The sequence below is a fragment of the Paraburkholderia sp. SECH2 genome (assembly GCF_030464795.1).
Classification (GTDB): domain Bacteria; phylum Pseudomonadota; class Gammaproteobacteria; order Burkholderiales; family Burkholderiaceae; genus Paraburkholderia; species Paraburkholderia aspalathi.
On sequence record NZ_JALPRH010000028.1, the window covers coordinates 51960 to 74609 of the forward strand.

Annotated in this window: 16 protein-coding genes and 1 pseudogene; 9 read left to right on the forward strand and 8 right to left on the reverse strand. The window is 63.0% G+C overall.

Annotation, left to right across the window (positions count from 1 at the left end; all coding sequences use genetic code 11):
- Window positions 1–146: 146 nt before the first annotated feature.
- The 3 genes and pseudogenes from dnaK to grpE all read right to left on the reverse strand — a co-directional run bounded on the left by dnaK (window position 147) and on the right by grpE (window position 3128).
- Window positions 147–2102 carry a molecular chaperone DnaK gene (gene dnaK / locus M0D66_RS31935; RefSeq protein ID WP_093644647.1) on the reverse strand — a complete coding sequence of 652 codons (1956 nt, stop codon included), beginning with the start codon at window positions 2100–2102 and terminating at the stop codon, window positions 147–149.
- Window positions 2103–2255: 153 nt separating this feature from the next.
- Window positions 2256–2441, reverse strand: a pseudogene (locus tag M0D66_RS31940) (thioredoxin); the annotation flags it as partial.
- A gap of 102 nt (window positions 2442–2543) precedes the next feature.
- Entirely contained in the window at window positions 2544–3128 is a 585-nt protein-coding gene (gene grpE, locus M0D66_RS31945) for a nucleotide exchange factor GrpE (RefSeq protein ID WP_054040977.1), read from the reverse strand.
- A gap of 377 nt (window positions 3129–3505) precedes the next feature.
- Between grpE and M0D66_RS31950 the strand changes: the two genes are divergently transcribed.
- A complete protein-coding gene (locus tag M0D66_RS31950) occupies window positions 3506–3667 on the forward strand; it encodes a hypothetical protein (RefSeq protein WP_012431795.1) in 162 nt (53 codons plus the stop codon).
- Here M0D66_RS31950 and M0D66_RS31955 read toward each other — a convergent pair.
- The 3 genes from M0D66_RS31955 to hrcA form a co-directional block, all read right to left on the reverse strand.
- Window positions 3639–4046 carry an RNA-binding S4 domain-containing protein gene (locus tag M0D66_RS31955; protein WP_054040979.1) on the reverse strand — a complete coding sequence of 136 codons (408 nt, stop codon included), beginning with the start codon at window positions 4044–4046 and terminating at the stop codon, window positions 3639–3641. The two genes, M0D66_RS31950 and M0D66_RS31955, sit on opposite strands and share 29 nt — an antisense overlap.
- Window positions 4047–4054: 8 nt before the next feature.
- Window positions 4055–5125 carry a ferrochelatase gene (gene hemH / locus M0D66_RS31960; RefSeq protein WP_093644645.1) on the reverse strand — a complete coding sequence of 357 codons (1071 nt, stop codon included), beginning with the start codon at window positions 5123–5125 and terminating at the stop codon, window positions 4055–4057.
- 176 nt (window positions 5126–5301) lie between these two features.
- Window positions 5302–6321 (reverse strand): heat-inducible transcriptional repressor HrcA, encoded by a 1020-nt coding sequence (hrcA, locus tag M0D66_RS31965; protein WP_054040981.1) that lies wholly within the window; start codon window positions 6319–6321, stop codon window positions 5302–5304.
- A 213-nt stretch (window positions 6322–6534) separates the two neighbouring features.
- On the opposite strand from hrcA, the gene M0D66_RS31970 reads away from it, so the two are divergent.
- Together M0D66_RS31970 and recN are read left to right on the forward strand one after the other, a co-directional pair.
- A complete protein-coding gene (locus M0D66_RS31970; protein WP_093644643.1) occupies window positions 6535–7437 on the forward strand; it encodes an NAD kinase in 903 nt (300 codons plus the stop codon).
- 94 nt (window positions 7438–7531) lie between these two features.
- Window positions 7532–9202, forward strand: a complete 1671-nt coding sequence (recN, locus tag M0D66_RS31975; RefSeq protein ID WP_266212535.1) for a DNA repair protein RecN — start codon at window positions 7532–7534, stop codon at window positions 9200–9202.
- A 29-nt stretch (window positions 9203–9231) separates the two neighbouring features.
- Here recN and glnE read toward each other — a convergent pair whose 3' ends face one another.
- Window positions 9232–12024 carry a bifunctional [glutamate--ammonia ligase]-adenylyl-L-tyrosine phosphorylase/[glutamate--ammonia-ligase] adenylyltransferase gene (gene glnE / locus M0D66_RS31980; RefSeq protein ID WP_200619338.1) on the reverse strand — a complete coding sequence of 931 codons (2793 nt, stop codon included), beginning with the start codon at window positions 12022–12024 and terminating at the stop codon, window positions 9232–9234.
- A gap of 185 nt (window positions 12025–12209) precedes the next feature.
- Here glnE and M0D66_RS31985 point away from each other — a divergent pair, with 185 nt between their 5' ends.
- The 6 genes from M0D66_RS31985 to M0D66_RS32010 all read left to right on the forward strand — a co-directional run bounded on the left by M0D66_RS31985 (window position 12210) and on the right by M0D66_RS32010 (window position 21327).
- Complete coding sequence (locus M0D66_RS31985) at window positions 12210–16403, forward strand: YhdP family protein (RefSeq protein ID WP_266212536.1); 4194 nt, start codon at window positions 12210–12212, stop codon at window positions 16401–16403.
- Between the two features lie 123 nt (window positions 16404–16526).
- Entirely contained in the window at window positions 16527–17417 is an 891-nt protein-coding gene (locus tag M0D66_RS31990; RefSeq protein ID WP_200651170.1) for a carbon-nitrogen hydrolase family protein, read from the forward strand.
- A 93-nt stretch (window positions 17418–17510) separates the two neighbouring features.
- The gene (tldD, locus tag M0D66_RS31995) at window positions 17511–18977 is read left to right on the forward strand and encodes a metalloprotease TldD (RefSeq protein ID WP_054037784.1); all 1467 of its coding nucleotides are present in this window, start codon (window positions 17511–17513) and stop codon (window positions 18975–18977) included.
- A 403-nt stretch (window positions 18978–19380) separates the two neighbouring features.
- Entirely contained in the window at window positions 19381–20454 is a 1074-nt protein-coding gene (gene aroG / locus M0D66_RS32000) for a 3-deoxy-7-phosphoheptulonate synthase AroG (protein WP_093644635.1), read from the forward strand.
- Between the two features lie 198 nt (window positions 20455–20652).
- Window positions 20653–20991 (forward strand): type II toxin-antitoxin system RelE/ParE family toxin, encoded by a 339-nt coding sequence (locus M0D66_RS32005; protein ID WP_054037780.1) that lies wholly within the window; start codon window positions 20653–20655, stop codon window positions 20989–20991.
- Window positions 20992–20994: 3 nt separating this feature from the next.
- Window positions 20995–21327: a helix-turn-helix domain-containing protein gene (locus M0D66_RS32010; RefSeq protein WP_063494819.1), complete on the forward strand. Its 333-nt coding sequence runs from the start codon at window positions 20995–20997 to the stop codon at window positions 21325–21327.
- 58 nt (window positions 21328–21385) lie between these two features.
- Here the strand turns inward: M0D66_RS32010 and hmpA are convergent, their stop codons facing one another.
- Window positions 21386–22591: an NO-inducible flavohemoprotein gene (gene hmpA, locus M0D66_RS32015; RefSeq protein WP_200651172.1), complete on the reverse strand. Its 1206-nt coding sequence runs from the start codon at window positions 22589–22591 to the stop codon at window positions 21386–21388.
- Between the last annotated feature and the right edge of the window lie 59 nt (window positions 22592–22650).

Sequence of the window (22650 nt, forward strand, 5' to 3'; positions counted from 1 at the left end):
AACAAATGTGCCCGGAGAGCCCAAAAAGGCTCACCAGGCGCGATAACCGCTTTGCAGGTTCATGCACCCGGACGGGAGCAAACCGTTTTGCAGCCAGGCCGCACACATCGCTGTGTGCGGCTTTACGGTCAGATTGCGACCCGGCTTTAGTCTTTCTTCACTTCCTTGAACTCGGCGTCGACCACGTCGTCCTGCTGCTGGTGGCTCGCGCCACCTGCCGATGCGCCCGCACCTGCCGCGCCCGCTGCCGCAGCTTCGGCACCTTGCGCAGCCTGCATGTCGGCGTACATCTTTTCGCCCATCTTCTGCGAGGCGGTGGCCACCACTTCGATCTTGGCTTCGATCGCGGCCTTGTCGCTCGAACCGCTCTTCAGCGTTTCTTCGAGGTCCTTCAGCGCGGTTTCGATCGCTTCCTTCTCAGAGGCTTCCAGCTTGTCGCCGTATTCGGTGAGCGCCTTCTTCGTGCTGTGGACCAGCGCGTCGCCCTGGTTGCGGGCATCGGCCAGCTCACGCAGCTTGTGATCTTCTTCCGCGTTCGCTTCGGCGTCCTTCACCATCTTCTCGATTTCGGCTTCGGACAGACCCGAGTTCGCCTTGATCGTGATGCGGTTTTCCTTGCCGGTCGCCTTGTCTTTCGCGCCGACGTGCAGAATGCCGTTCGCGTCGATGTCGAAGCTCACTTCGATCTGCGGCGTGCCGCGCGGTGCCGGCGGAATGCCTTCAAGGTTGAACTCGCCCAGCAGCTTGTTGCCCGCTGCCATTTCGCGCTCGCCCTGGAACACCTTGATCGTCACGGCACCCTGATTGTCGTCAGCCGTCGAGTAGACCTGTGCGTGCTTGGTCGGGATCGTGGTGTTCTTGTTGATCATCTTCGTCATCACGCCACCGAGCGTTTCGATGCCGAGCGACAACGGGGTCACGTCGAGCAGCAGAACGTCCGTGCGGTCGCCCGACAGAACCTGGCCTTGAATCGCGGCGCCAACGGCCACGGCTTCGTCCGGGTTCACGTCACGGCGCGGGTCCTTGCCGAAGAATTCCTTAACCTTTTCCTGCACCTTCGGCATGCGCGTCATACCGCCGACCAGAATCACGTCGTCGATTTCGCCGACCTTCACGCCTGCGTCCTTGATGGCCATGCGACAAGGTTCGATCGTGCGTTCGATCAGCTCTTCAACCAGTGCTTCCAGCTTGGCTCGCGTGATTTTCAGGTTCAAGTGCTTCGGACCCGACGCGTCGGCCGTGATGTACGGCAGGTTGATTTCGGTTTGCTGGCTCGACGACAGTTCGATCTTCGCCTTTTCAGCCGATTCCTTCAGGCGTTGCAGCGCGAGCACGTCTTTCGACAGGTCGACGCCTTGTTCCTTCTTGAACTCGCCGATGATGTAATCGATGATGCGTTGGTCGAAGTCTTCACCGCCGAGGAACGTATCGCCGTTCGTGGACAGCACTTCGAACTGCATTTCGCCGTCAACGTCAGCGATTTCGATGATCGACACGTCGAACGTACCGCCGCCCAGGTCATACACCGCGATCTTGCGGTCGCCCTTTTCGGCCTTGTCCAGACCGAATGCCAGCGCAGCTGCGGTCGGTTCGTTGATGATCCGCTTCACTTCCAGACCGGCGATGCGGCCTGCGTCTTTGGTAGCCTGACGCTGGCTGTCGTTGAAGTACGCGGGAACCGTAATCACAGCTTCGGTGACCGGCTCGCCGAGGTAATCTTCAGCGGTCTTCTTCATCTTGCGCAGCGTTTCCGCCGAGATTTGCGGCGGTGCGAGCTTCTGGTCGCGCACTTCGATCCATGCGTCGCCGTTATCGGCTTTCATGATCTTGTACGGCATCAGCGCGATGTCTTTCTGCACTTCCTTTTCTTCGAAGCGGCGGCCGATCAGGCGCTTAACCGCGTACAGCGTGTTCTTCGGGTTCGTGACCGACTGACGCTTCGCAGGCGCGCCGACGAGAATTTCGCCGTCTTCCATGTAAGCGATGATCGACGGCGTGGTGCGCGCGCCTTCCGAGTTCTCGATCACCTTGACCGAATTGCCTTCCATGATCGCCACGCACGAGTTGGTCGTGCCGAGGTCGATGCCGATGATTTTGCCCATTTTTACTAATCTCCTGACTTTGATCGCTGCGGGAATCGCCGTTTTTGCCCATCTGGCGGTACGGCGATCCGCTCTGAATTCCTACCTGCACTCAACATAAGTGCGTCCGCATCGTTTTCAAGACCTCTTTTTCGATGCGGTCTTTAATTTTTTTCAATCGGTCGAACTTTTGCCGCTTTTTTCACCATTTGCCGTGCTGCCGACCACATTGGCCGCACGGATCGTTTCCCGCGCGGCCACAACCGCCGCCTCGAACTGCCCGAGACTGCGCCAGCCGGCTGCCCGGCCGAGCCGCTTGCCTCGATAAAAGAAGAGCCATGTGGGCACGCTGTGAAGCATGACCGCAGTGGCGTCGACGGGAATGTTGGCCATGACGGCGCCTGTCAGGCGGACCGGCTGATAAACGGCTTCTGCTGCGGCCCGTGCCGCAGCGTGGGCTGCTTACTTCGGCGCCGCGACAGTCACGAGGGCCGGACGCAGCACGCGGTCGGCGATCACGAAGCCTTTTTGCAGCACAGCAACGACGGTGTTCGGCTCCTGGTCGGCCGGCACCATCGAAATAGCCTGGTGACGGTGCGGGTCGAATTTCTCGCCAACCGGGTTCAGGGCGACGACGCGGCCCTTCTCCAGCGCGCCGGAGAGCTGGCGCAGCGTGAGCTCGACGCCTTCGCGAACCTTCTGCAGGTCGTCGGACGAGTGGGCAACCGCTGCTTCGAGGCTGTCGACCACCGGCAGCAAATGCTCAGCGAAGCTTTCGATCGCGAACTTGTGGGCCTTGGCGACATCTTCCTGGGCGCGGCGGCGCACGTTCTCAGTCTCCGCCTTCGCCCGCAAGAAGCTCTCCTGCATCTCGGCAAGCTTCGCTTCTGCCTCGGCCAATGCGGCTTCCGCGCCGGTTGCCGGCGCTTCAGGCGCTGCGTTTGCAGCCGCGTCCTGCTGGGGTGCCGCAGCCTCGGCGGCCTGGCGCGCGGTTTCGTCGGCGGGCGTGGGATTCTGGCTCGTCGGGTTCTCTTGCGTGTTTTCCATGTCGCTGAAAGTCGTTTAAAAGTTAAAGCTATCGGTGGCGGCAACGCGTCAAAAACTGCCGCAATTTGTGCGTTGCAAAATTGCGACAGACAACTTACTACGTTAACGCGTATCGAAACGCCAGATGGGGCCGGAAAGACCCAATTCAAGCGCCTCTCCCGGAACTTTTCACACCGCGGACGTGCGGCAGAAATGCCCGGTTACAACCATTATTGCGTCGCAATCAGATTGAGATTGAGTGCGCTCAACAAGTGGCCTATGCTCCATTAAAGCGTCGGAAAAGACACGTTAACCCTAATCTAACGTAAGCCTTACCGATAATTTTCAATTCCACCTGATTCGCCTGTTTCCATCTGAATCTTCCCAAGGGGAGTACCGTGAAACTGACCTTTGCAATATCGGTGGTCGCATTGGTACTGATCGCGGGCACCACGACCATCTGCATGTCCGGGGCCGTCAACGATCACACCACCGAGTACGGCGGTGTGCACGCGACGATGGAACAATTGTTCAATCCCCACCTGAAAGTTTGTCGATAGTGCGCCGGTCGCGCTTTGTCGGTCTGCCGTGCAAAGCGGCGGCCGGTTCGCGGTATGTCTTGCGCCGCTCCTGCTCGACCTGTCGCTTCACCTTGCTCTCTTCCGTTTCCGCATAAAGCGTCTGCGCGACGCTGGCCGGGCCGCGCACGTCGCACACGCCCAGCACTTCCACCTGCCAGACAATCCGCTCGATTTCGATCTCGACCAGGTCGCCTACGCGCACCTCCTTGGCCGGTTTGACGCTCGCGCCGCCGATGCGCACGTGCGCTTTTTCGACGGCATCCGCCGCGAGCGAGCGTGTCTTGAAGAAGCGCGCCGCCCAAAGCCATTTGTCGATGCGCAGCTTCGCGCCCGGTTCGGTTGAAATCCTGTAGTTCATGAGCCTGCTTAAGCCCCAGTCGTGTGCGGCACCGGCACTGCTTGCACGGGCCAGCCCTGCAGATTCTGCGCGACGATCTCGCCAAGCGCGGCAATCCACGGCTGCGAGGCGTTCAGGCAGGGAATCCGATGAAACTCCTTGCCGCCCGCCTGCAGGAACTCGTCGCGCACCTCCATGCCGATTTCTTCGATCGTTTCAAGGCAGTCGGCGGTAAAACCCGGACAGAACACGTCGGCACGCCGCACGCCCGCCGAGCCCAATTCCTTCAGCGTGGGCGCGGTGTACGGCTGCAACCACTCGGCCTTGCCGAAGCGCGACTGAAACGTGACGCGGCATTCCACCTGCGTCAATCCCAGCGCCTGCGTCAACAACGCGCCGGTCTGCTGGCATTGCTCGTGGTACGGATCGCCGAGATCCATCGTGCGCTTGGGCACGCCGTGGAAGCTCAGCACCAGCTTGTCGCCCGCCGCGAAATCCGGCCGGCCGTGCTGATGCCAGTAGTGGTGCACCTGAGCGGCGAGCGCGGCGATATACGCCGGATGATCGGCGTACTGCCGCACCGTGCGGATTTCCGGCTGATTGCGCATGCGCTTCAAGGCCGAAAAGGCGTCGTCGAAAGCCGTGGCCGTGGTCGACGACGAGTATTGCGGATACATGGGCATCAGCAGCACGCGCTCGGCGCCCGCCAGCTTGAGCTGGTTCAGCATGGCCGGAATGCCCGGCGTGCCATAGCGCATCGCGTAGTCGACCAGTACCGTGTAGTCGTTCAATTGCAGCAGATGGCGCAAACCCTCCACCTGCTTCTCGGTGAAGACACGCAGTGGCGAGCCTTCCGGCATCCACACGGCCGCGTACTTCTTCGCCGACGCGGGGCTCCGGAACGGCAAAATCAACGTGCGCAGGATCACCTGCCACAGCAGCGCCGGAATTTCGACCACACGCGGATCGGACAGGAACTGCGCAAGATAGCGCCGGACCGCACGCGGCGTCGGCGCGTCGGGCGTGCCGAGATTGATCAGCAACACGGCGACACGGTGTGACGTGGCGTTCTGTGATGGCCGCTCGAGGTCGAAGCGCATAGGCAGCAGGGATAACCGCTTGGGGCGGAGAGTCGGTTCAGGTGGAATTCATTATAGCGGCGCGGTCCATTGCAAGGTCCGCCAGGGCCCCCTGGCCATTCGGCCAATTGGCAAGCCGCGCGCCGTCGCGCATTATTTGCAGCATGAGATGTGCCGCAGCCAACGGTGACCGCAGGTTACTGCTGGCTGAGCGTCAGGGAAAGCAGCCGCGCAGTGATGTCCACGATTGGGATCACGCGGTTGTAAGCCATGCGGGTCGGCCCGATCACGCCGAGCGTGCCGACAATCTTGCCGTTCACCTCATAAGGCGCGGTGACGACGCTCATTTCCTCGATCGGCACGAGATTCGACTCGCCGCCAATGAAAATCTGCACGCCCGCGGCGTGACTCGACACGTCGAGCAACTGAAGGAGACTGGTCTTTTGGTCGAATACATCGAACAGCTTGCGCAAGCGCGCCATGTCCGACGACAGGTCGGCGACTTCGAGCAGGTTGCGCTCGCCGGAAATCAGCACGGTCTCGCCGGTGTCGGACTCATCCGTGCTGGCCGTGACCGCGGCGTGCATCAGCGTGGTCATGTCGCCGCGCAATTCGTCGATTTCTTCGCGCAGGCGGCGGCGCACGTCGTCGAACGAGAGGCCCGCGAAGTGCGCGTTGATGTAATTGGAGGCTTCCACCAGCTGCGACGGCGAAAAGTCGCGCTGGGTGGCCATGATGCGGTTCTGTACGTCGCCCTCGGGCGTCACGATGATCAGCAGGATGCGCTTGTCCGACAGGCGCATGAATTCGATCTGCTTGAACACGTGGCTGCGGCGCGGCGTGAGCACCACGCCGGCGAACTGCGACAGATTGGACAGCACACTAGCCGCTGCGGCGACGACTTTCTGCGGTTCGCCCGCCTGCAGCGTAGTCTTGACGATACGCATCACCGCTTCTTCGTCCGCGGCGGATTCCACCGTCAGCATGGTGTCGACGAACAGCCGGTAGCCGCGCGGCGTCGGGATCCGGCCCGCCGACGTATGCGGACTGATTACGAGCCCCAGGTCCTCGAGATCGGACATCACGTTGCGGATCGTGGCCGGGCTCAGTTCGAGGCCGGAGTAGCGTGACAACGTGCGCGAGCCGACCGGCTGACCTTCGGCGATGTAGCGCTCGATCAGCGTTTTGAGGAGGGTTTGTGCGCGGGGATCTAGCATGACGGAAAATTTTAGCTCAATGGCGCGGCTACAGCGAGCGCTAACGGCGCCAACCCCTGACTATCGCGCCGCCGGTTGGCGGGGCAGCGCCTGTCATCAATGTTTCACCATTCTAACGATAATCCTCCAATGCGCTGGCAGCCCGTTTGCGCAGGCCCGTCACCGGGTCTGTCTGCGGTTCTTTTCAGGCCCTACCTATGGTGTAATGCCGGCATGCAAGTGACCAGCCAGTTCAAGACCGTCGCGCTCGTCGGGCGCAACAATACGCCGGGCATCGGCGAGCCGCTGACCGCGCTCGCCTCGTGCATCGCGAAGCGCGGCTTCGAGGTCGTATTCGAAGCCGACACCGCCGCCGAAATCGGCGTCACCGACTATCCGGCGCTACGCCCCGCCGAGATCGGCGCGCGCGCCGACGTTGCCGTGGTGCTAGGCGGCGACGGCACGATGCTAGGCATTGGCCGCCAGCTTGCGCCCTACCGCACGCCGCTGATCGGCATCAACCACGGCCGCCTGGGCTTCATTACCGACATTCCGATCTCCGACATGCGCGAGATCGTGCCGCAAATGCTCTCGGGTAACTTCGAGCGCGAAGAGCGCATGTTGCTCGAGGCGCGCATCATGCGCGACGGCGCCCCGATCTATCACGCGCTTGCCTTCAACGATGTGGTGGTCAACCGCAGCGGTTTCTCGGGGATGGCGGAACTGCATGTCTCGGTGGACGGGCGCTTCATGTACAACCAGCGCTCGGACGGCCTGATCGTCGCCACGCCAACGGGTTCGACCGCCTACGCGTTGTCTTCGCAGGGGCCGATCCTGCATCCGCAACTACAAGGCATCGTGCTGGTGCCGATCGCGCCGCATGCGTTGTCGAACCGGCCAATCGTGCTGCCGGACGACTCGAAGGTGAGCATCCAGATCGTCTCGGGCCGCGAAGTAAACGTCAACTTCGACATGCAGTCGTTCACTTCGCTGGAATTGGGCGACACGATCGAAGTGCGCCGCTCGCGCCATACGGTGCCGATGCTGCACCCGGTCGGTTACAGCCATTTCGCCACGCTGCGCAAGAAACTGCACTGGAACGAATACCCGTCGCACGAAGAAGATACCAAGCCCTGAGCGGTCCCCGAGCGCCGGAATGCCGGACCGCCGGGCTATCGGAACACGAACGCCGCTGCCGAACCCTGAATCTCAAGCTCACCAGACGACCTCCATGCTTCGCCACCTCTCGATACGCGACTTCGTCATCGTCGCCGCGCTCGACCTCGAATTCGATAGCGGCTTTACCGTTTTCTCAGGCGAAACAGGCGCCGGCAAGTCGATCCTGATCGACGCGCTGGCCCTCGCGCTCGGCGCCCGCGCCGATGCAAGCGTGGTGCGCACCGGCGAGAGCCGCGCCGACATCACCGCGGAATTCGAGACGCATGCGCCAGTCGAGCAATGGCTCGACGAGCAGGCGCTCGGCACGACCGCCGACGACGGCCATCACGGCAGCACCGTCATGCTGCGTCGCGTGGTGGACGCAAATGGCCGCTCGCGCGCGTTCATCAACGGCACGGCGGCAACGCTCGCGCAGTTGCGCGAAGTCGGCGAGATGCTGGTGGATATTCACGGGCAGCATGCGCACCAGTTGCTGATGCGTCCGGACGCGCAGCGCGAACTGTTCGACACCCACGCCGGCCTCACGGAAACCGCGGTAGCCGTCACGCGTGCATGGCGGTCGTGGCGCGACAAGGTTCAGGCCATCGAGCATGCGCAAACGCGCGACCGCGAGCTGCAACTGGAGCGCGAGCGTCTCGCCTGGCAGCTCACCGAGCTGGACAAACTTTCACCGCAACCGGGCGAATGGGAAGAGGTCAACACCGAGCACCGGCGCCTGTCGCACTCGGCCAATCTGATCGACGGCGTGCAAGGGGCGCTCGGCGCACTGTCCGAATCTGATGAAGCGATGATCACGCATCTCGCCTCGATCGTGTCGAAGGTGCGCGACCTCGCCGAGATCGACCCGGCGCTGAACGACGTGCTGGCGGCGCTGGAACCGGCTGAGATCCAGTTGCAGGAAGCGGCCTATTCGCTCAGCCACTACGCGCAGAAACTCGAACTGGATCCCGACCGGCTTGCCCAGGTCGAAAAGCGTCTCGACGCGCTGCACTCGGCCGCACGCAAATTCCGCCTGCGACCCGAGACGCTACCTGAAGAACACGAAGCACGCCGCGCGCAACTTGCCGCGCTCGACGCCGCCGCCGATCTGGACAGCCTCCACGCAGCCGAAGCCAAAGCCAAAGAAGCCTTCCTCGCCGAAGCGAAAAAGCTCTCGAAGGCGCGCGCGAAGGCTGGCAAGGCTCTAGGTGCAGCGGTAACCACCGGCATGCAGGAACTGTCGATGAAAGGCGGCAGCTTCGATGTGGCGCTGGTGCCGTTGCCGGAAGGTGGCGCGCATGGGCTCGAACAGGTCGAATTCCGCGTCGCAGGTCATGCCGGCGTGCCGTTGCGGCCGCTCGCGAAGGTCGCCTCAGGCGGGGAACTGGCGCGGATCAGCCTCGCTCTCGCGGTCATTGCGAGCGCCGCGAGTCCGACTCCAACCCTGATCTTCGACGAAGTGGATACGGGAATCGGCGGCGGCGTCGCGGAAGTGGTCGGGCGCTTGCTGCACCAACTGGGGCAAGCGCGTCAGGTGCTGTGCGTCACGCACTTGCCGCAAGTCGCCGCACGCGGCGACCATCATTTCCAGGTGGCGAAGTCGGGCAATGGCAAGGGTGGCACGGTCAGCAGCGTGACCTCACTCGACCGCGCGAGCCGCGTCGAAGAAGTCGCGCGCATGCTCGGCGGTCTGGAGATCACCGCCACCACCCGCAAGCACGCGAAGGAAATGCTGGCGGCCTAGGAACGCGGGACGGAAATCATCGCGGAGCCTCAGCCGAACACCCGCTTCCACAGCTTCAGCACCGCTTCACGCTCCGTCACCACCAGCGCGGGATCGACCCGCGCCTTTTCCATCCCGTCGAGCCGCAACTGGTGCTGCAACTTCCGGTAGGTCCGATACGCCGCCCCGACCGTCTCCGCTTCCGCCTCGCTCATCAAGCCGAAGCGCGACACTTCGCGCAGCAACGCGATATTGCCGGTATTGCGGATCAGTTCAGGATCGCTCGCCGCATGTAGCAACACCCAGTACTGCACGGTGAATTCGATATCGACCATGCCGCCGCGATCGTGCTTCAGGTCGAACAGCGCCGTATGGTTCGGGTGCCCCGCCTCGACGCGCTCGCGCATCTCGACGATTTCCTTCGCGAGCGGCGCGGCCTCGCGCGGCGTGGTCAGCACCTGTTCGCGGATCTGCTCGAATTTCGCGCCGATTTCAGCGTCGCCCGCACAGTAGCGCGCGCGGCTCAATGCCTGATGCTCCCACACCCACGCGGTATTCGCGGCATCGCCTTCGCGTAGTTGATAACGGCGGAACGCGTCCAGATCGGTGACCAGCAGGCCCGACTCGCCGTTTGGCCGCAACCGCAAGTCGACGTCGAACAAGGTGCCCGCGCCGGTCGCCGTCGTCAGCCAGGTGATGAGGCGGCGGGTGTAGGTGGCGTAGACGTCCGCAGCGGCATCGTCCGGATCGTCGTAGAGGAAGATGACGTCGAGGTCGGACGCGTAGCCGAGCTCCTTGCCGCCCAGCTTGCCGTACGCGATCACCGCAAACTTCGGCACCTCGCGGTGGCGTTTGGCCAATTGGTTCCAGACGGCTTCGAGCGTGACGTCGAGCACGGCATCGGCGAGCTCGGACAGGCGGTCGCTCACATGCTCGACGCTCAACTTGCCGGCCAGATCGATCAACAGGATGCGGAACACCTCGGCCTGGTGCGCGTGGCGCAGCAGATCCATCTGTTGTTCGATGCCATCCGCCGCGGCCAGACGCAAGCGCAGCGTGCGCTTGAATTCAGGCCAGTCGAACGGACTGTCCATCGCCTCTTCGTCAAGGAGTTCGTCGAGCAATTGCGGGTGGCGGATCAGGTAGCCAGCGGCCCAGTGTGAACCACCCAGCACCGACAGCACCCGATGCAGCGCCTGCGGATATTCCGTCAGCAGCGCAAGGTACGCGCCGCGCCGGCTCACGGCTTCGAGCAAGTCGAAGAAACGCGCCACCGTATCGCCGCGCCGTTCGACCGGCTCCAACGTACGCGCGGCTTCCAGCGCACGCTGCGCGACGATATCGAAGCGCTGGCGGCTACGCTCGGCGAGCCCCGCGTAACGCGACGACTGCCATATCGCACGCAAGCGCGCCAGCAACTCGTCCGGCTCGGACACACCCAGTTCGATCAGACGCGCGCGAAGCGCGTCCTCAGCGCTGTCGTCGGCGAGCGCGCTGCTCCAGATCCACACCGCCGCGCCGTCTTCCGGTGCGCCGCAGCCATCGCGGCCGCTCACCTTGTCGGCGAAAATCTGGTCGAACTGCTGTTCGACGAACTCGCGGTGCGCGTCGAGCTTGAGCATCAGCGCGGCATAGTCGTCGCAACCCATGGCTTGCGCGAGCGCCACACGCTCCTCAGGATCGACCGGCATCGCGTGAGTTTGCGCGTCGTTGCGGTATTGCAGACGGTGCTCGAGTTCGCGCAGGAAACGGTAAGCCTGTGAAAGCTTCACGCAGACCGAGGTATCGAGCAGCCCGTGCGTGGCCGCGTGCCGCAAGACTGCGAGCGTCGGTCGAACCCGGAAGCCGGCATCCTGGCCGCCGCGGATCAACTGAAACACCTGAGCGCTGAATTCGATTTCGCGGATGCCGCCGCGGCCCAGCTTGATGTCGTCGGCCTTGTCGGGGCGCATCGAGGCACGCCGCTGCGCTTCCTGGCGAATCTGCAAATGCAGCGCGCGGATTGCGCTGATCACACCGAAGTCCAGATAACGCCGATAGACGAACGGCGTGACGATCGCATCGAGCTGCTTCTGCAGCCGACGCGCTGCGTCGCTCGCGCCTTCGGACACGAGCCGGCCCTTGATCCACGCATAGCGCTCCCACTCGCGGCCCTGCACGTAGAAATACTCTTCGAGCATGCCGAGGCTGCACACAAGCGGCCCGGAATCGCCGTTCGGCCGTAAGCGCATATCGACCCGGAACACGTAACCGTCGGCGGTCACCTCGGCCAGTGCGCCGATCAGGCGCTTACCCAGTCGCGTAAAAAAGTCCTGCGTCGCAATCGGCGAACGCTGACCGCCCGCGGTCTCACCGTCCTCTTCATAAATGAAGATCAGATCGATATCCGACGACACGTTCAGCTCACGCCCACCCAGCTTGCCCATCCCGACCACGCCGAGCGCGAGCCGCTCGCCCTGTGGCCCGCGCGGCTCGCCATAAAGCGTTTCGAGTTCGGCGGACACGACCGCGAGCGCGCGCTGGATCGTCGTCTCCGCCAGATCGGTCATCGCGCCGGTGACTTCGGCGACATCCGCCTCGCCCGCGAGGTCACGCTCCATCACGGCGCAAAATACCTCCGTGCGCAATTGGCGTAAGGCCCGTTTGAGTGCATCCTCGCTCAACGGACCCTCGCCCGCGCCGGCTGCCTCGGCGCACAGTGCGTCAAAGCGCGCGTCGATCCGTTCGCGCGTGAGGGGTGCGGAGGCGAGCGCCACCACCTGCGCCACGATTTGCGGACGGGCCGCCGCGGCACGCGCCGCGTAATGTGAATAGTTGGAACTCAGGAGTGTTGCGTCAGTCATCAAGGGTCTGGCTCGCTCGTTGCTTTATCAGCGTTGTTCAGTTCGCCGCAACACACAGGTCCGGCAGCCTCGCGCAGGTCGCGAGACGGCATGGAGAAAGGGTTTGCCGGAGGTCCGCCGACGCTTTCCCGTGTGTTACATTTCGTCGTTAATTCGCAAAACTACCATACGCCACCCGCCGCAGCATGTCCGAGCGAAACGAATCCGCCGACCCGCACGAAACCAGGCAGGTCCGGCCTGCGAGCGGAAGCGCCCACATGGTGCTGCATCGGACGTCCCATGTAGTGCTGGCGCTCGCACTCGCCTTCTACTTTATCGCGGCGGGTCTGTTTCTCGGTTTGCGTTATGTCCTGCTGCCGCGCGTCGACTCGTTCCGCCCGCGCATCGAAGCCATCGTTTCCGAGAAGCTGCACGCACAGTTCACCATCGGCAAGCTGGCGCCGCACTGGAGCGGCTTTCAGCCAGGCCTCGACGTCACCGATATCGTCATCCGCGACCCGGAAGGCAAAGCGGCCCTAACCATTCCGCACGCCACCGCCGCGCTTTCGTGGAAGTCGCTCTGGCAGTTCCATCCCGCGCTTTCCAGCCTGATCGTCGATCAACCGGACGTGCTGGTGTCGCGCAGCAGCGACGGCGTGATCTCGGTGGCAGGCGTGCCGGTGCCGACCCGGCACAGCGGCAACGACACCCTGTCCACATGGCTGTTGCGCCAGCAGGCGATCGTGGTGCGCGGCGGCGTGCTGCGCTGGCGAGATGCCGAGCATGACGCACCGGAACTCGCCCTGCGCGACATCCGGATCGCGATCCTCAACGAAGGCTACGATCACCGCCTCGCGTTGCAGGCGCCCGCCGACGGCCATGTCCTGCACGGACCGATCGACTTCCGTACGCATTTCAAACACGCCCGGCTCTCGGCGATCGGCAAGCCGGTCAACTGGGCGGGCCAGGTCTATATGTCGACCGGTCCGGTCGATCTGCCGACCCTCGCGCGCTACATCAACTTCCCAATCGAGATGTTCGCCGGCCGCATCGACAATGCGATCTGGGCCGACTTCGCCGACGGCCGCATGAAGTCGGCGAGCGGGCAACTGGCCGGCACGGATGTCTCGATGCGGGTCCGCCCGACCCAGCCCAAGCTGGTGGTACCGATCGCTAATTTCTCCTGGGGTCTCGACGTCAACCAGGGCGACTACACGCTGCAACTGAACCACTTGCACGCCGAACTCGGCCAGCCGCCGCTCGACGACGGTACGCCGCTCACCCGCACCCTCGCGCTAACCACGCTGCACGGCCGCTATCGGACCGCCTCGCTGCAGCATGGGCAACTCGTCAGCGTCAGCGGCGACCGCGTCGACCTGGGCATCCTCGCCGAATTCAGCCGCGCGTTGCCGTTGCCGCGCCCCCTGCTGAACAACCTGGTGCGCTTCAATCCACGCGGCATGGTGTCGAACTATGTGATCGAGGTCGAACGCGGCAAACCGGAATCGGGCGAAGCGGGCAGCGACCATCGGCCAAGCGGCGCCGAGCCGATCGAGCGCTATCGTTTCAAGGGCGATCTGCAGGGCATCAGCATCGCCGCGCAGGAACCGCCGCCGGGGCTGACCCCGCTGAATCACCCGCGCGCGGGCATTCCCGGCATCGAAAACCTGTGGGGCAGCGTCGATGCAGACGAAAACCACGGCACCGCGACGCTCAACACCTCCAACGTCGCGATTACGTTGCCTGGCGTGTTCGACGACCCGCGCCTGACACTCGACCGCCTGCATGGTCGGGCGGACTGGACCATCACGCCGAAGGCGCCGGGCGAAAATCACCCCGCCTTCACCGTCAAGCTGGCCGACTTCGGTATCTCGAACGCGGACGCCGACGCCACCGCCACCGTCGACTACAGCAACCCCGGCCATGGGCGCGGCTCGCTCAACCTGAAGGCCGACTTCCAGCGCGCACAGGTCACGCGCATCGTCCGTTATCTGCCGACCAGCATCAGCGAAAAGCTGCGCATCTACCTGGGCCATGGGCTGCAAGCCGGCGTCTCGCGCGGCGCGACGATCGAAATCCACGGCGATCTAACCAAATTCCCCTACTCGCGCGCCCCTGAGGCCGGGGTCTTCCATATCGTCGCGCCGTTCAAGGGTGGCAAGTTCGACCCTTCGCCGTACCCGCCGCGCAAGATGAAGAACGGCACGCCGAACGTGTGGCCACCGCTGGATGGCATCGACGGCGTGTTCGAACTCAAAGAAAACTTGCTGCGCTTCGATATCGACCGCGCCCATTACAAGCGGGTCGCTTTGAACAAGGTGAACGGCAAGATCGACGATCTCGGCACCAGGGCTTCCGACCTCATCATCACGGGCAACGGCCGTGGGCCGCTTGCCGACATGCTCGACTACGTCAACGAAAGCTCGCTCGGCATCATGTCCAAACATGCGACCGAGAAAGTGCGCGCCGAAGGGCCCGCAGCGCTGGCGCTCAAGCTGACCGTACCGCGCACGCCGAAGCCGCACATCGCTGTGGAAGGCGCAGTGGGCTTCCAGAACAACCGTTTGACGGTCGATAACGTGCCGCCGTTGTCGCAACTCAACGGTAAAGTCCGTTTCACCGAACATACTGCGCAGGTCGACCGGCTCTCGGGCCAGTTCCTCGGCGGCGATGTCCACGCGAACGGCGGCCTGAAACAGGACGGCACGTACGCACTCGACCTCGGCGGCCATATCGCCGTCGACGCCGCGCGCGGCCTGAATCTGCATGGTCCGGCCGCGCAGGTGCTGACGCGCATGAGCGGCAGCGCGCCCTACGCGCTTAACGTGCACGGCGCCAAGGGGCGCTTGCCGGAAGTCACGGCGAACTCCGATCTGACCGGGCTCGCGCTCGACTTCCCCGCGCCGTTCAACAAGCCAGTCGGCACGCCGATGCCGCTGCACTTCGCTGTCAGCCCGTTCACCAGCGCAAGCGAAGCCGATCTGGAACGGGCCGACCTCACCTTCGGCCCGATCGCCGCCACCTACCTGCTGCGTTACCAGCCGAAAACGCCGCCGACGGTCGTGAGTGGCGCGATCGGCGTCAACAAGCCCGCCGACTTGCCATCCGAAGGCGTGATCGCCGCCGTCGACGTCGAAGCGTTCGACGCTGATGCCTGGCGCGCGCTCGTCACGCAGATGCGCAACAAGGACGCGCCCACTCCCGCGCCCGCCGCTGCGCCGGCCACACCGAATCCAACCCTCGCGCAATTCCTGCCGAGCCGCTTCGCGGTGCACGTCGGCACGCTGACACTGCTCAAGCGGCACTGGGACAGTGTGATCGTCGGCGCGTCGCATGCGGACGGCAAATGGCAGGCCAACATCGCGTCGAACCAGGTGTCGGGCCACGTGTCCTGGCTGCCGGGCGCGAACAAGGAATCGCCCGGCACGCTGCAGGCGCGCTTTGCCCGGGTGGTCATCCCCTCGGCCACGGATAAAGACCTGCTCGGCCAGGCCATTTCGGCGCCGGCGCAGAACATGCCGTCGATCGATCTGGTGGTCAATGAGCTGATCGTGCGCGATCGCGACATAGGCCGGCTCGAAGTCGACGCGCACAACTTCGAAGAAGACGGTGTGCCGGTCTGGCAGCTCGACAAGCTGGACATCACCAACCCCGCCGCCACGCTGACCGCCACCGCGAACTGGCGAACCTCGACGGGTCTCGGCAACACCGCCGACGAAGCGACGCCGCGCCGTACCGTGTTCGATTTCAAACTCGACATCAAGGACGCCGGCGGGCTGCTGGAGCGCTTCGGCCAGCCGCACACGCTCAAGGCCGGCAACGGCACGCTGTCGGGCAAGGTGGTGTGGCGCGGCGGCCCGACGACCATCGACTATCCGACGCTCAACGGCAATCTCGCCGTCGATCTGCGCCATGGGCAGATTCTCAAGGTCGACCCGGGCGTCGCGAAACTGCTGGGCGTACTCAGCCTGCAAAGCCTCGCACGCTTCGCCACGCTCAATTTCCGCGACGTCATCGGCGAAGGGTTGCCGTTCGAGCGCGTCACCGGCACGGGCGAGATTCACAATGGCATCGGCCGCACCGAGAACTTCGAGATGGTGACGGCGCCGGCGCGCGCCGAAATGAAGGGCTCGGTGGATCTCGCGCAGGAAACCCAGGATCTGCACGTGCAGATCGTGCCCACTGTCAGCGCCGGCGCCGCCGTGATCGCCGCGACCGTGATCAATCCGCTGCTCGGGCTGGGCGCGCTGGTGGCCGATCTGGCGTTCAGCAAATCGGTGTCCACGGCGTTTGCACGCGAGTACGCGATCACCGGTCCGTGGTCGAAACCGCACATCGAGCGGGTGAAGGGCGATCGCGGTAAGATGGACGCTCCGGCTTCGACCGTGGAAGCGCACTGAGCCCGATCCTGTGTTTGATCAGAAGAGCGCCGTGCCGCCCCGCAGTCCCCAGCCAGCCTTGAACGACGTATGCGGCGCCTACGGTTCGCGCCGCCGCCTTGCCGGGAGTTTTTCGAAACGCTCATGAGCGAAACACACGTCTCTTCATCCTCGTCCACCGCTTCGTCCACTGCCTCGCCCGGCGCGGCGTCCAGCGGATCTTCCGAAAGCGCCTTTCGCGTTGCCGCGTTGCAGATGGTGAGCACGCCGGATCGCGAACGCAATCTGGCCGAAGCGGAGCGCCTGATCGCCGAAGCCGCCGCCGACGGCGCGCAACTGGTCCTGCTGCCCGAGTACTTCTGCTTCATGGGCTTTAAGGACACGGACAAGCTCGCCGTGCGCGAGCCCTACCAGGACGGCCCAATCCAGCGCTTTCTCGCCGACGCCGCGCGCCGCCACAAGGTATGGGTGATCGGCGGCACCTTGCCGTTGATGTCGCAGGAACCGGCGCGCGTGCTGAACACCACGCTGGTGTTCGACCCGCAAGGCAACGAGGCCGCGCGCTACGACAAGATCCATCTATTCAATTTCGAAAAGGGCGAAGAATCGTTCGACGAGGCACGCACCATCTGCCCCGGCGGCGAAGTCCGCACCTTCGAGGCGCCGTTCGGCCGGGTCGGCCTGTCGGTCTGCTACGATTTACGCTTTCCGGAGCTGTACCGGCGCATGGGCGACTGCGCGCTGATCGTGGTGCCGTCGGCGTTCACTTACACCACCGGCCGCGCGCATTGGGAGATGCTGCTGCGCGCCCGGGCGGTCGAAAACCAGTGTTACGTGCTGGCCGCCGCGCAAGGCGGCAAACATGAAAACGGCCGCCGGACATGGGGCCACAGCATGCTGATCGACCCGTGGGGCGAAGTCGTCGCGGTGCGCGACGAAGGCCCCGGCGTGGTGAGCGGCAATCTCGAGCGTGCGCGCATCGACGAAGTGCGGCAGAGCCTGCCCGCCTGGCGTCACCGCGTGCTGAGCTGCTGACGTATTACCTGACATTGAAAGTGCGGCGCCCGTCACTCATATAGTGATGCAAGCGCTAACCGAATCCTTCGTATCGAGCAGAACATACTTCGCATGAACATCATCGAACCCGGTATCCGTAATCTCGCCACCGCCAAGGACATCCTCCTGACGCCCTACGGTCTCGACGAATCCCTGCTCACCCGCACGCTCGCCGAAATCTTCACGCACAAGATCGATTACGCCGACCTGTACTTCCAGTACACGCGCAGCGAAGCATGGAGTCTCGAAGAAGGCATCGTGAAGTCGGGCAGCTTCAGCATCGACCAGGGTGTCGGCGTGCGCGCCGTGGCGGGCGATCGCACTGCCTTCGCGTATTCGGACGATCTGTCGCCCGAAGCAATTCGTCAGGCGGCGCTCGCCACCCGTTCGATTGCCAAGGCGGGCGGCGGCAAGCAGAAGATCAAGGTGGCCTCGTCGCTGACCGGCATCGCCGGGCGCGATCTGTACTTGCCGTCCGATCCGCTGCACTCGCTCGATGCGACCGCCAAGGTCAAGCTGCTCGAGCGTATCGAACAGATGGCGCGCGGCCGCGATCCGCGCATCCAGCAAGTGATGGCAGGCCTCGCCGGTGAATACGACGTGGTTCTGGTCGCGCGCAGCGACGGCGGCTTTGCGGCCGATATCCGTCCGCTCGTGCGCGTGTCGGTCACGGTGATCGCCGAGCAGAACGGCCGCCGCGAAATCGGCAGCGGCGGCGGCGGTGGCCGCTTCGACTACGGCTATTTCACCGACGAAGTGCTGTCGGGTTATGTCGACGACGCCGTGCATGCGGCGCTCGTGAACCTCGACGCCCGCCCGGCTCCGGCCGGCGCGATGACGGTCGTGCTCGGACCGGGCTGGCCCGGCGTGCTGCTGCACGAAGCGATCGGCCACGGCCTCGAAGGCGACTTCAACCGCAAGGGATCGTCGGCGTTTGCGGGTCGAATCGGCGAGCAGGTTGCGGCCAAGGGCGTGACCGTGGTCGACGACGGCACGCTGCCGAACCGCCGCGGCTCGCTGAACATCGACGACGAAGGCAATCCGACCCAGTGCACGACGCTGATCGAAGACGGCATCCTGAAGGGCTACATCCAGGACACGCTGAATGCACGCCTGATGAAGATGCCGGTTACGGGTAACGCTCGTCGCGAATCGTATGCTGCGCTGCCGATGCCGCGCATGACCAACACGTACATGCTCAACGGCGACAAAGACCCGCAGGAAATCATCGCGTCCGTGAAGAACGGTTTGTACGCGGTGAACTTCGGCGGCGGCCAGGTCGACATCACCAACGGCAAGTTCGTGTTCTCGGCCTCCGAGGCGTACATGATCGAAAACGGCAAAGTCACCTACCCGGTCAAGGGCGCGACGCTGATCGGCAGCGGCCCTGAATCGCTCAAATTCGTCAGCATGATCGGCAACGACATGAAGCTCGATTCGGGCGTCGGCGTGTGCGGCAAGGAAGGCCAGAGCGTGCCGGTGGGCGTCGGTCAGCCGACGCTGCGTATCGACAAGATGACGGTCGGCGGTACGGCCTGATTTTGATGTAGACGCATACTTCGTGCATACAATGCTCGAAGTATGCGGATTTACCGCATTTTTACACCCTGCAGCTTGCCAGCCGAGCTTGCACGGGTTATAAAGGCACTCACCCTTTTTGACCAGCGACCCAATTTCGCCATGTCCGCCAAGTTTTACTTTTACTTTTTTTGGCATCTCAGACCGCTGGCGGATCGAGAGGGGTGTTAGTGCACGCAAGACACCCAGAATTCACGAAAACCGCCAGCTAGCCTGGCGGTTTTTTTTCGCCTCACGCCTTTGAAACTTTTGCCGTTGAAATCTTTTTGATTGTTGTTCGCCCTGGCAGCGCTGCCAGATTGCCGTCTGATCGCAGCCTTCATTGCCCGCGCGAACACGCTACGACCGATTCAGGAGAACAAACATGCCCCCGCACAACACCGACGATGTCCGCATCCGCGAATTGAAAGAACTCACGCCGCCCGCTCACCTGATCCGCGAATTCGCTTGCGATGAAACGGTGTCCGACGTGATCTACAACTCGCGCAACGCAATGCATCGCATCCTGCACGGCATGGAAGACCGTCTGATCGTCATCATCGGGCCGTGCTCGATCCACGATACGAAGGCGGCGATGGAATACGCCGGGCGTCTCGTCGAACAGCGCAAACGCTTCGCCGGCGAACTCGAAATCGTGATGCGGGTGTACTTCGAAAAGCCGCGTACGACGGTGGGCTGGAAGGGTCTCATCAACGACCCGCATATGGACAACAGCTTCAAGATCAACGACGGCCTGCGCACCGCGCGCGAACTGCTGCTGCGTATCAATGAGCTCGGCCTGCCGGCCGGCACCGAATACCTCGACATGATCAGCCCGCAGTACATCGCCGATCTGATCTCGTGGGGCGCAATCGGCGCGCGCACGACCGAATCGCAAGTGCACCGTGAGCTGGCTTCGGGACTGTCGTGCCCGGTCGGTTTCAAGAACGGCACGGACGGCAACGTCAAGATCGCCGTGGACGCGATCAAGGCCGCCTCGCAGCCGCACCATTTCCTGTCGGTCACCAAGGGCGGCCACTCGGCGATCGTCTCGACCGCCGGCAATGAGGATTGCCACATCATCCTGCGCGGCGGCAAGACGCCGAACTACGACGCGGACAGCGTCAATGCGGCATGCGCCGACATCGGCAAGGCGGGTCTCGCGGCACGTCTGATGATCGACGCAAGCCATGCAAACAGCTCGAAAAAACACGAGAACCAGATTCCGGTGTGCGCGGACATCGGCCGTCAGATTGCTTCGGGTGACGAACGGATTGTCGGCGTGATGGTGGAATCGCATCTGATCGCGGGCCGCCAGGATCTGCAGGAAGGCTGCGCGCTGACCTACGGCCAGAGCATCACCGATGCCTGCATCGGCTGGGACGAAAGCGTCGCCGTGCTGGAAGGTCTCGCCGAAGCCGTCAAGCAACGGCGTGTGACGCGCGGCAGCGGCAACTAAAAAGTCTCTGCGCGACTCTGCGCGATCGCTGTAGTTGATTCATCGAAAACCCGGCTCATGCAGCCGGGTTTTTTGTTAGCCGAACGGACGAATAGTGCTCCGTGCGCCGCCTCTGTACCGTAACAACTCGTTGCCGGGTCGGATACGACTTGACCAGGCTGGGTGTTGCGTATAAGATTTTGTACATGAAAGGCGGCTATGGAGCACGAAAAAGAAATTCGCTGGATGGGTTCCAGCTATCACGATTTACTCGCCTTTCCTGAAGAGCCACGTCGGCGGGCCGGATTTCAGCTTGGCAAGATTCAGGCAGGTCTCGACCCAGACGACTGGAAGCCGTTTGACTCGATCGGCGCTGGAACACGCGAGATTCGCATCAAGGAGGCAGACGGTATTTACCGCGTGATGTATGTCACCAAGTTCGTGGAAGCGCTGTATGTGCTGCATTGCTTCCAGAAGAAGACGCAGAAGCTACCGCCGCAGGATAGAAAGATTGCCGAGATGCGGTACCGCGCCATCATCAATGATAGGAAAACTTAACAAATGACGATCGACACAAAAATCCGTCACGTAACAAAACCCGGCGCAAACCTGTTTCTCGAACTCGGTTTTTCCGCCGAAGAAGCGAAGCGCCTGCACGCCGCTTCGCAGAAACAGATCAACGACACGCGGCTGCTCAAGGAACAGCTGATGACCGAGTTGTCCAGCTGGATCGAGCAACATCATCTGAAGCAGGCAGAGGCGGCCGAGATTCTGATGGTGTCGCGTCCGCGCGTGTCAGACGTGGTCAACAAGAAGACCACCAAGTTCACTATCGATACGCTAGTCGAAATGATGAGCCGGATCGGCAAGCCGGTCACACTGGCTGTTGGGTAAGGTGGATGGCGCGGCGCCCTAGCGTGCTTTCGCACGTCGCTTGCCGCGCGCCCTTGTTTTACTGCACCGCGCCTGAACCGAACACTTCGGTGTGAATCCGCGCCACATCCACACCGAGCGAGGCCAACGCCTCGCATTGCGCGCGCATGAACGGCACCGGTCCGCAGATGTAGTAATCCGCATCGGGAACGATCACCTTGTCGGCGATTTTCATGAGGTCGAGGCGGCCCTCGAAGTCGTAGTCGATAGCAGCGCGGTCGCAGGCTTCAATGGCTTCGTAGAACACCGCACGCGTGACGTTGGGATGCGCTGCGACCGTATCGTTCAGCCACTGCCGGAACGCGTGCACGCGGCCATTGCGGCAGGCATGCACGAAGGTCACACTGCGCTCACTCTGGTCGGCAAGCAACGTAGACAGCATCGAGGTCATTGGGGTCACGCCCACGCCGCCGCTCATCAGCACCACGGGTGTCCTCTTCTTGCGATCCAGCGTGAAGTCGCCCGCTGGTGCGCTGACATGCACCACCGCGCCCACTTCCACACCGTCGTGCAGGAGGTTCGATACGTGGCCGGGTGCCATATCTTCCCGACCGGCTTCGCGCTTTACCGAGATACGCAGCCAGTTGCCGTTCGGCGCATCCGACAAGCTGTACTGCCGCGGCTGATCGACGCCGAGTTCATCCACGAAACGCTTCACGCTCAGATATTGGCCAGGCTCGAAACCGCAGGCCGGTGAGCCATCGGCGGGCGTCAGATAGAACGACGTGATTTCATCGCTCTCCACTTCCTTGCGTGCAACCTTGAAGGGCCGGAAGCCGCTCCACGCCGCACCTTCGTAAAGCTTGGCCTCTGTGCCGATAAAAATATCCGCGAGCTGCCCGTAAGCGACTTCCCACGCGCCGAGCGTCTCCTGATCGACTGCATCGCCGAGCACATCAACGATTGCGCCTAACAGGTGGCGTCCCACGATCGGATACTGTTCCGGCCGGATATTCAGACTCACGTGCTTATGCGCGATGCGTGAGACGGTGGGACCAAGGGCGCCGAGGTTATCGATATTGGCGGCATATGCGTATACCGCCTTCGCCAGCGTCTCCGGCTGATTGCCGCTCTTCTGGTGAGTCTGGTTGAACACGTTCTTCAACTCAGGATGGTGCGCGAACATGCGCTTGTAGAAGCGTTTGGTGATGGTCGTGCCGTGCACGGCAAGCACGGGAACGGTGGCTTTGACGCGGGCGATCTGGTCGGCGGTGAGTGCGGTCATAACGACTTCTCCTTAAAGATACATTTACAATACATCTTTAAGGAGAAGCTTTGCCCGGA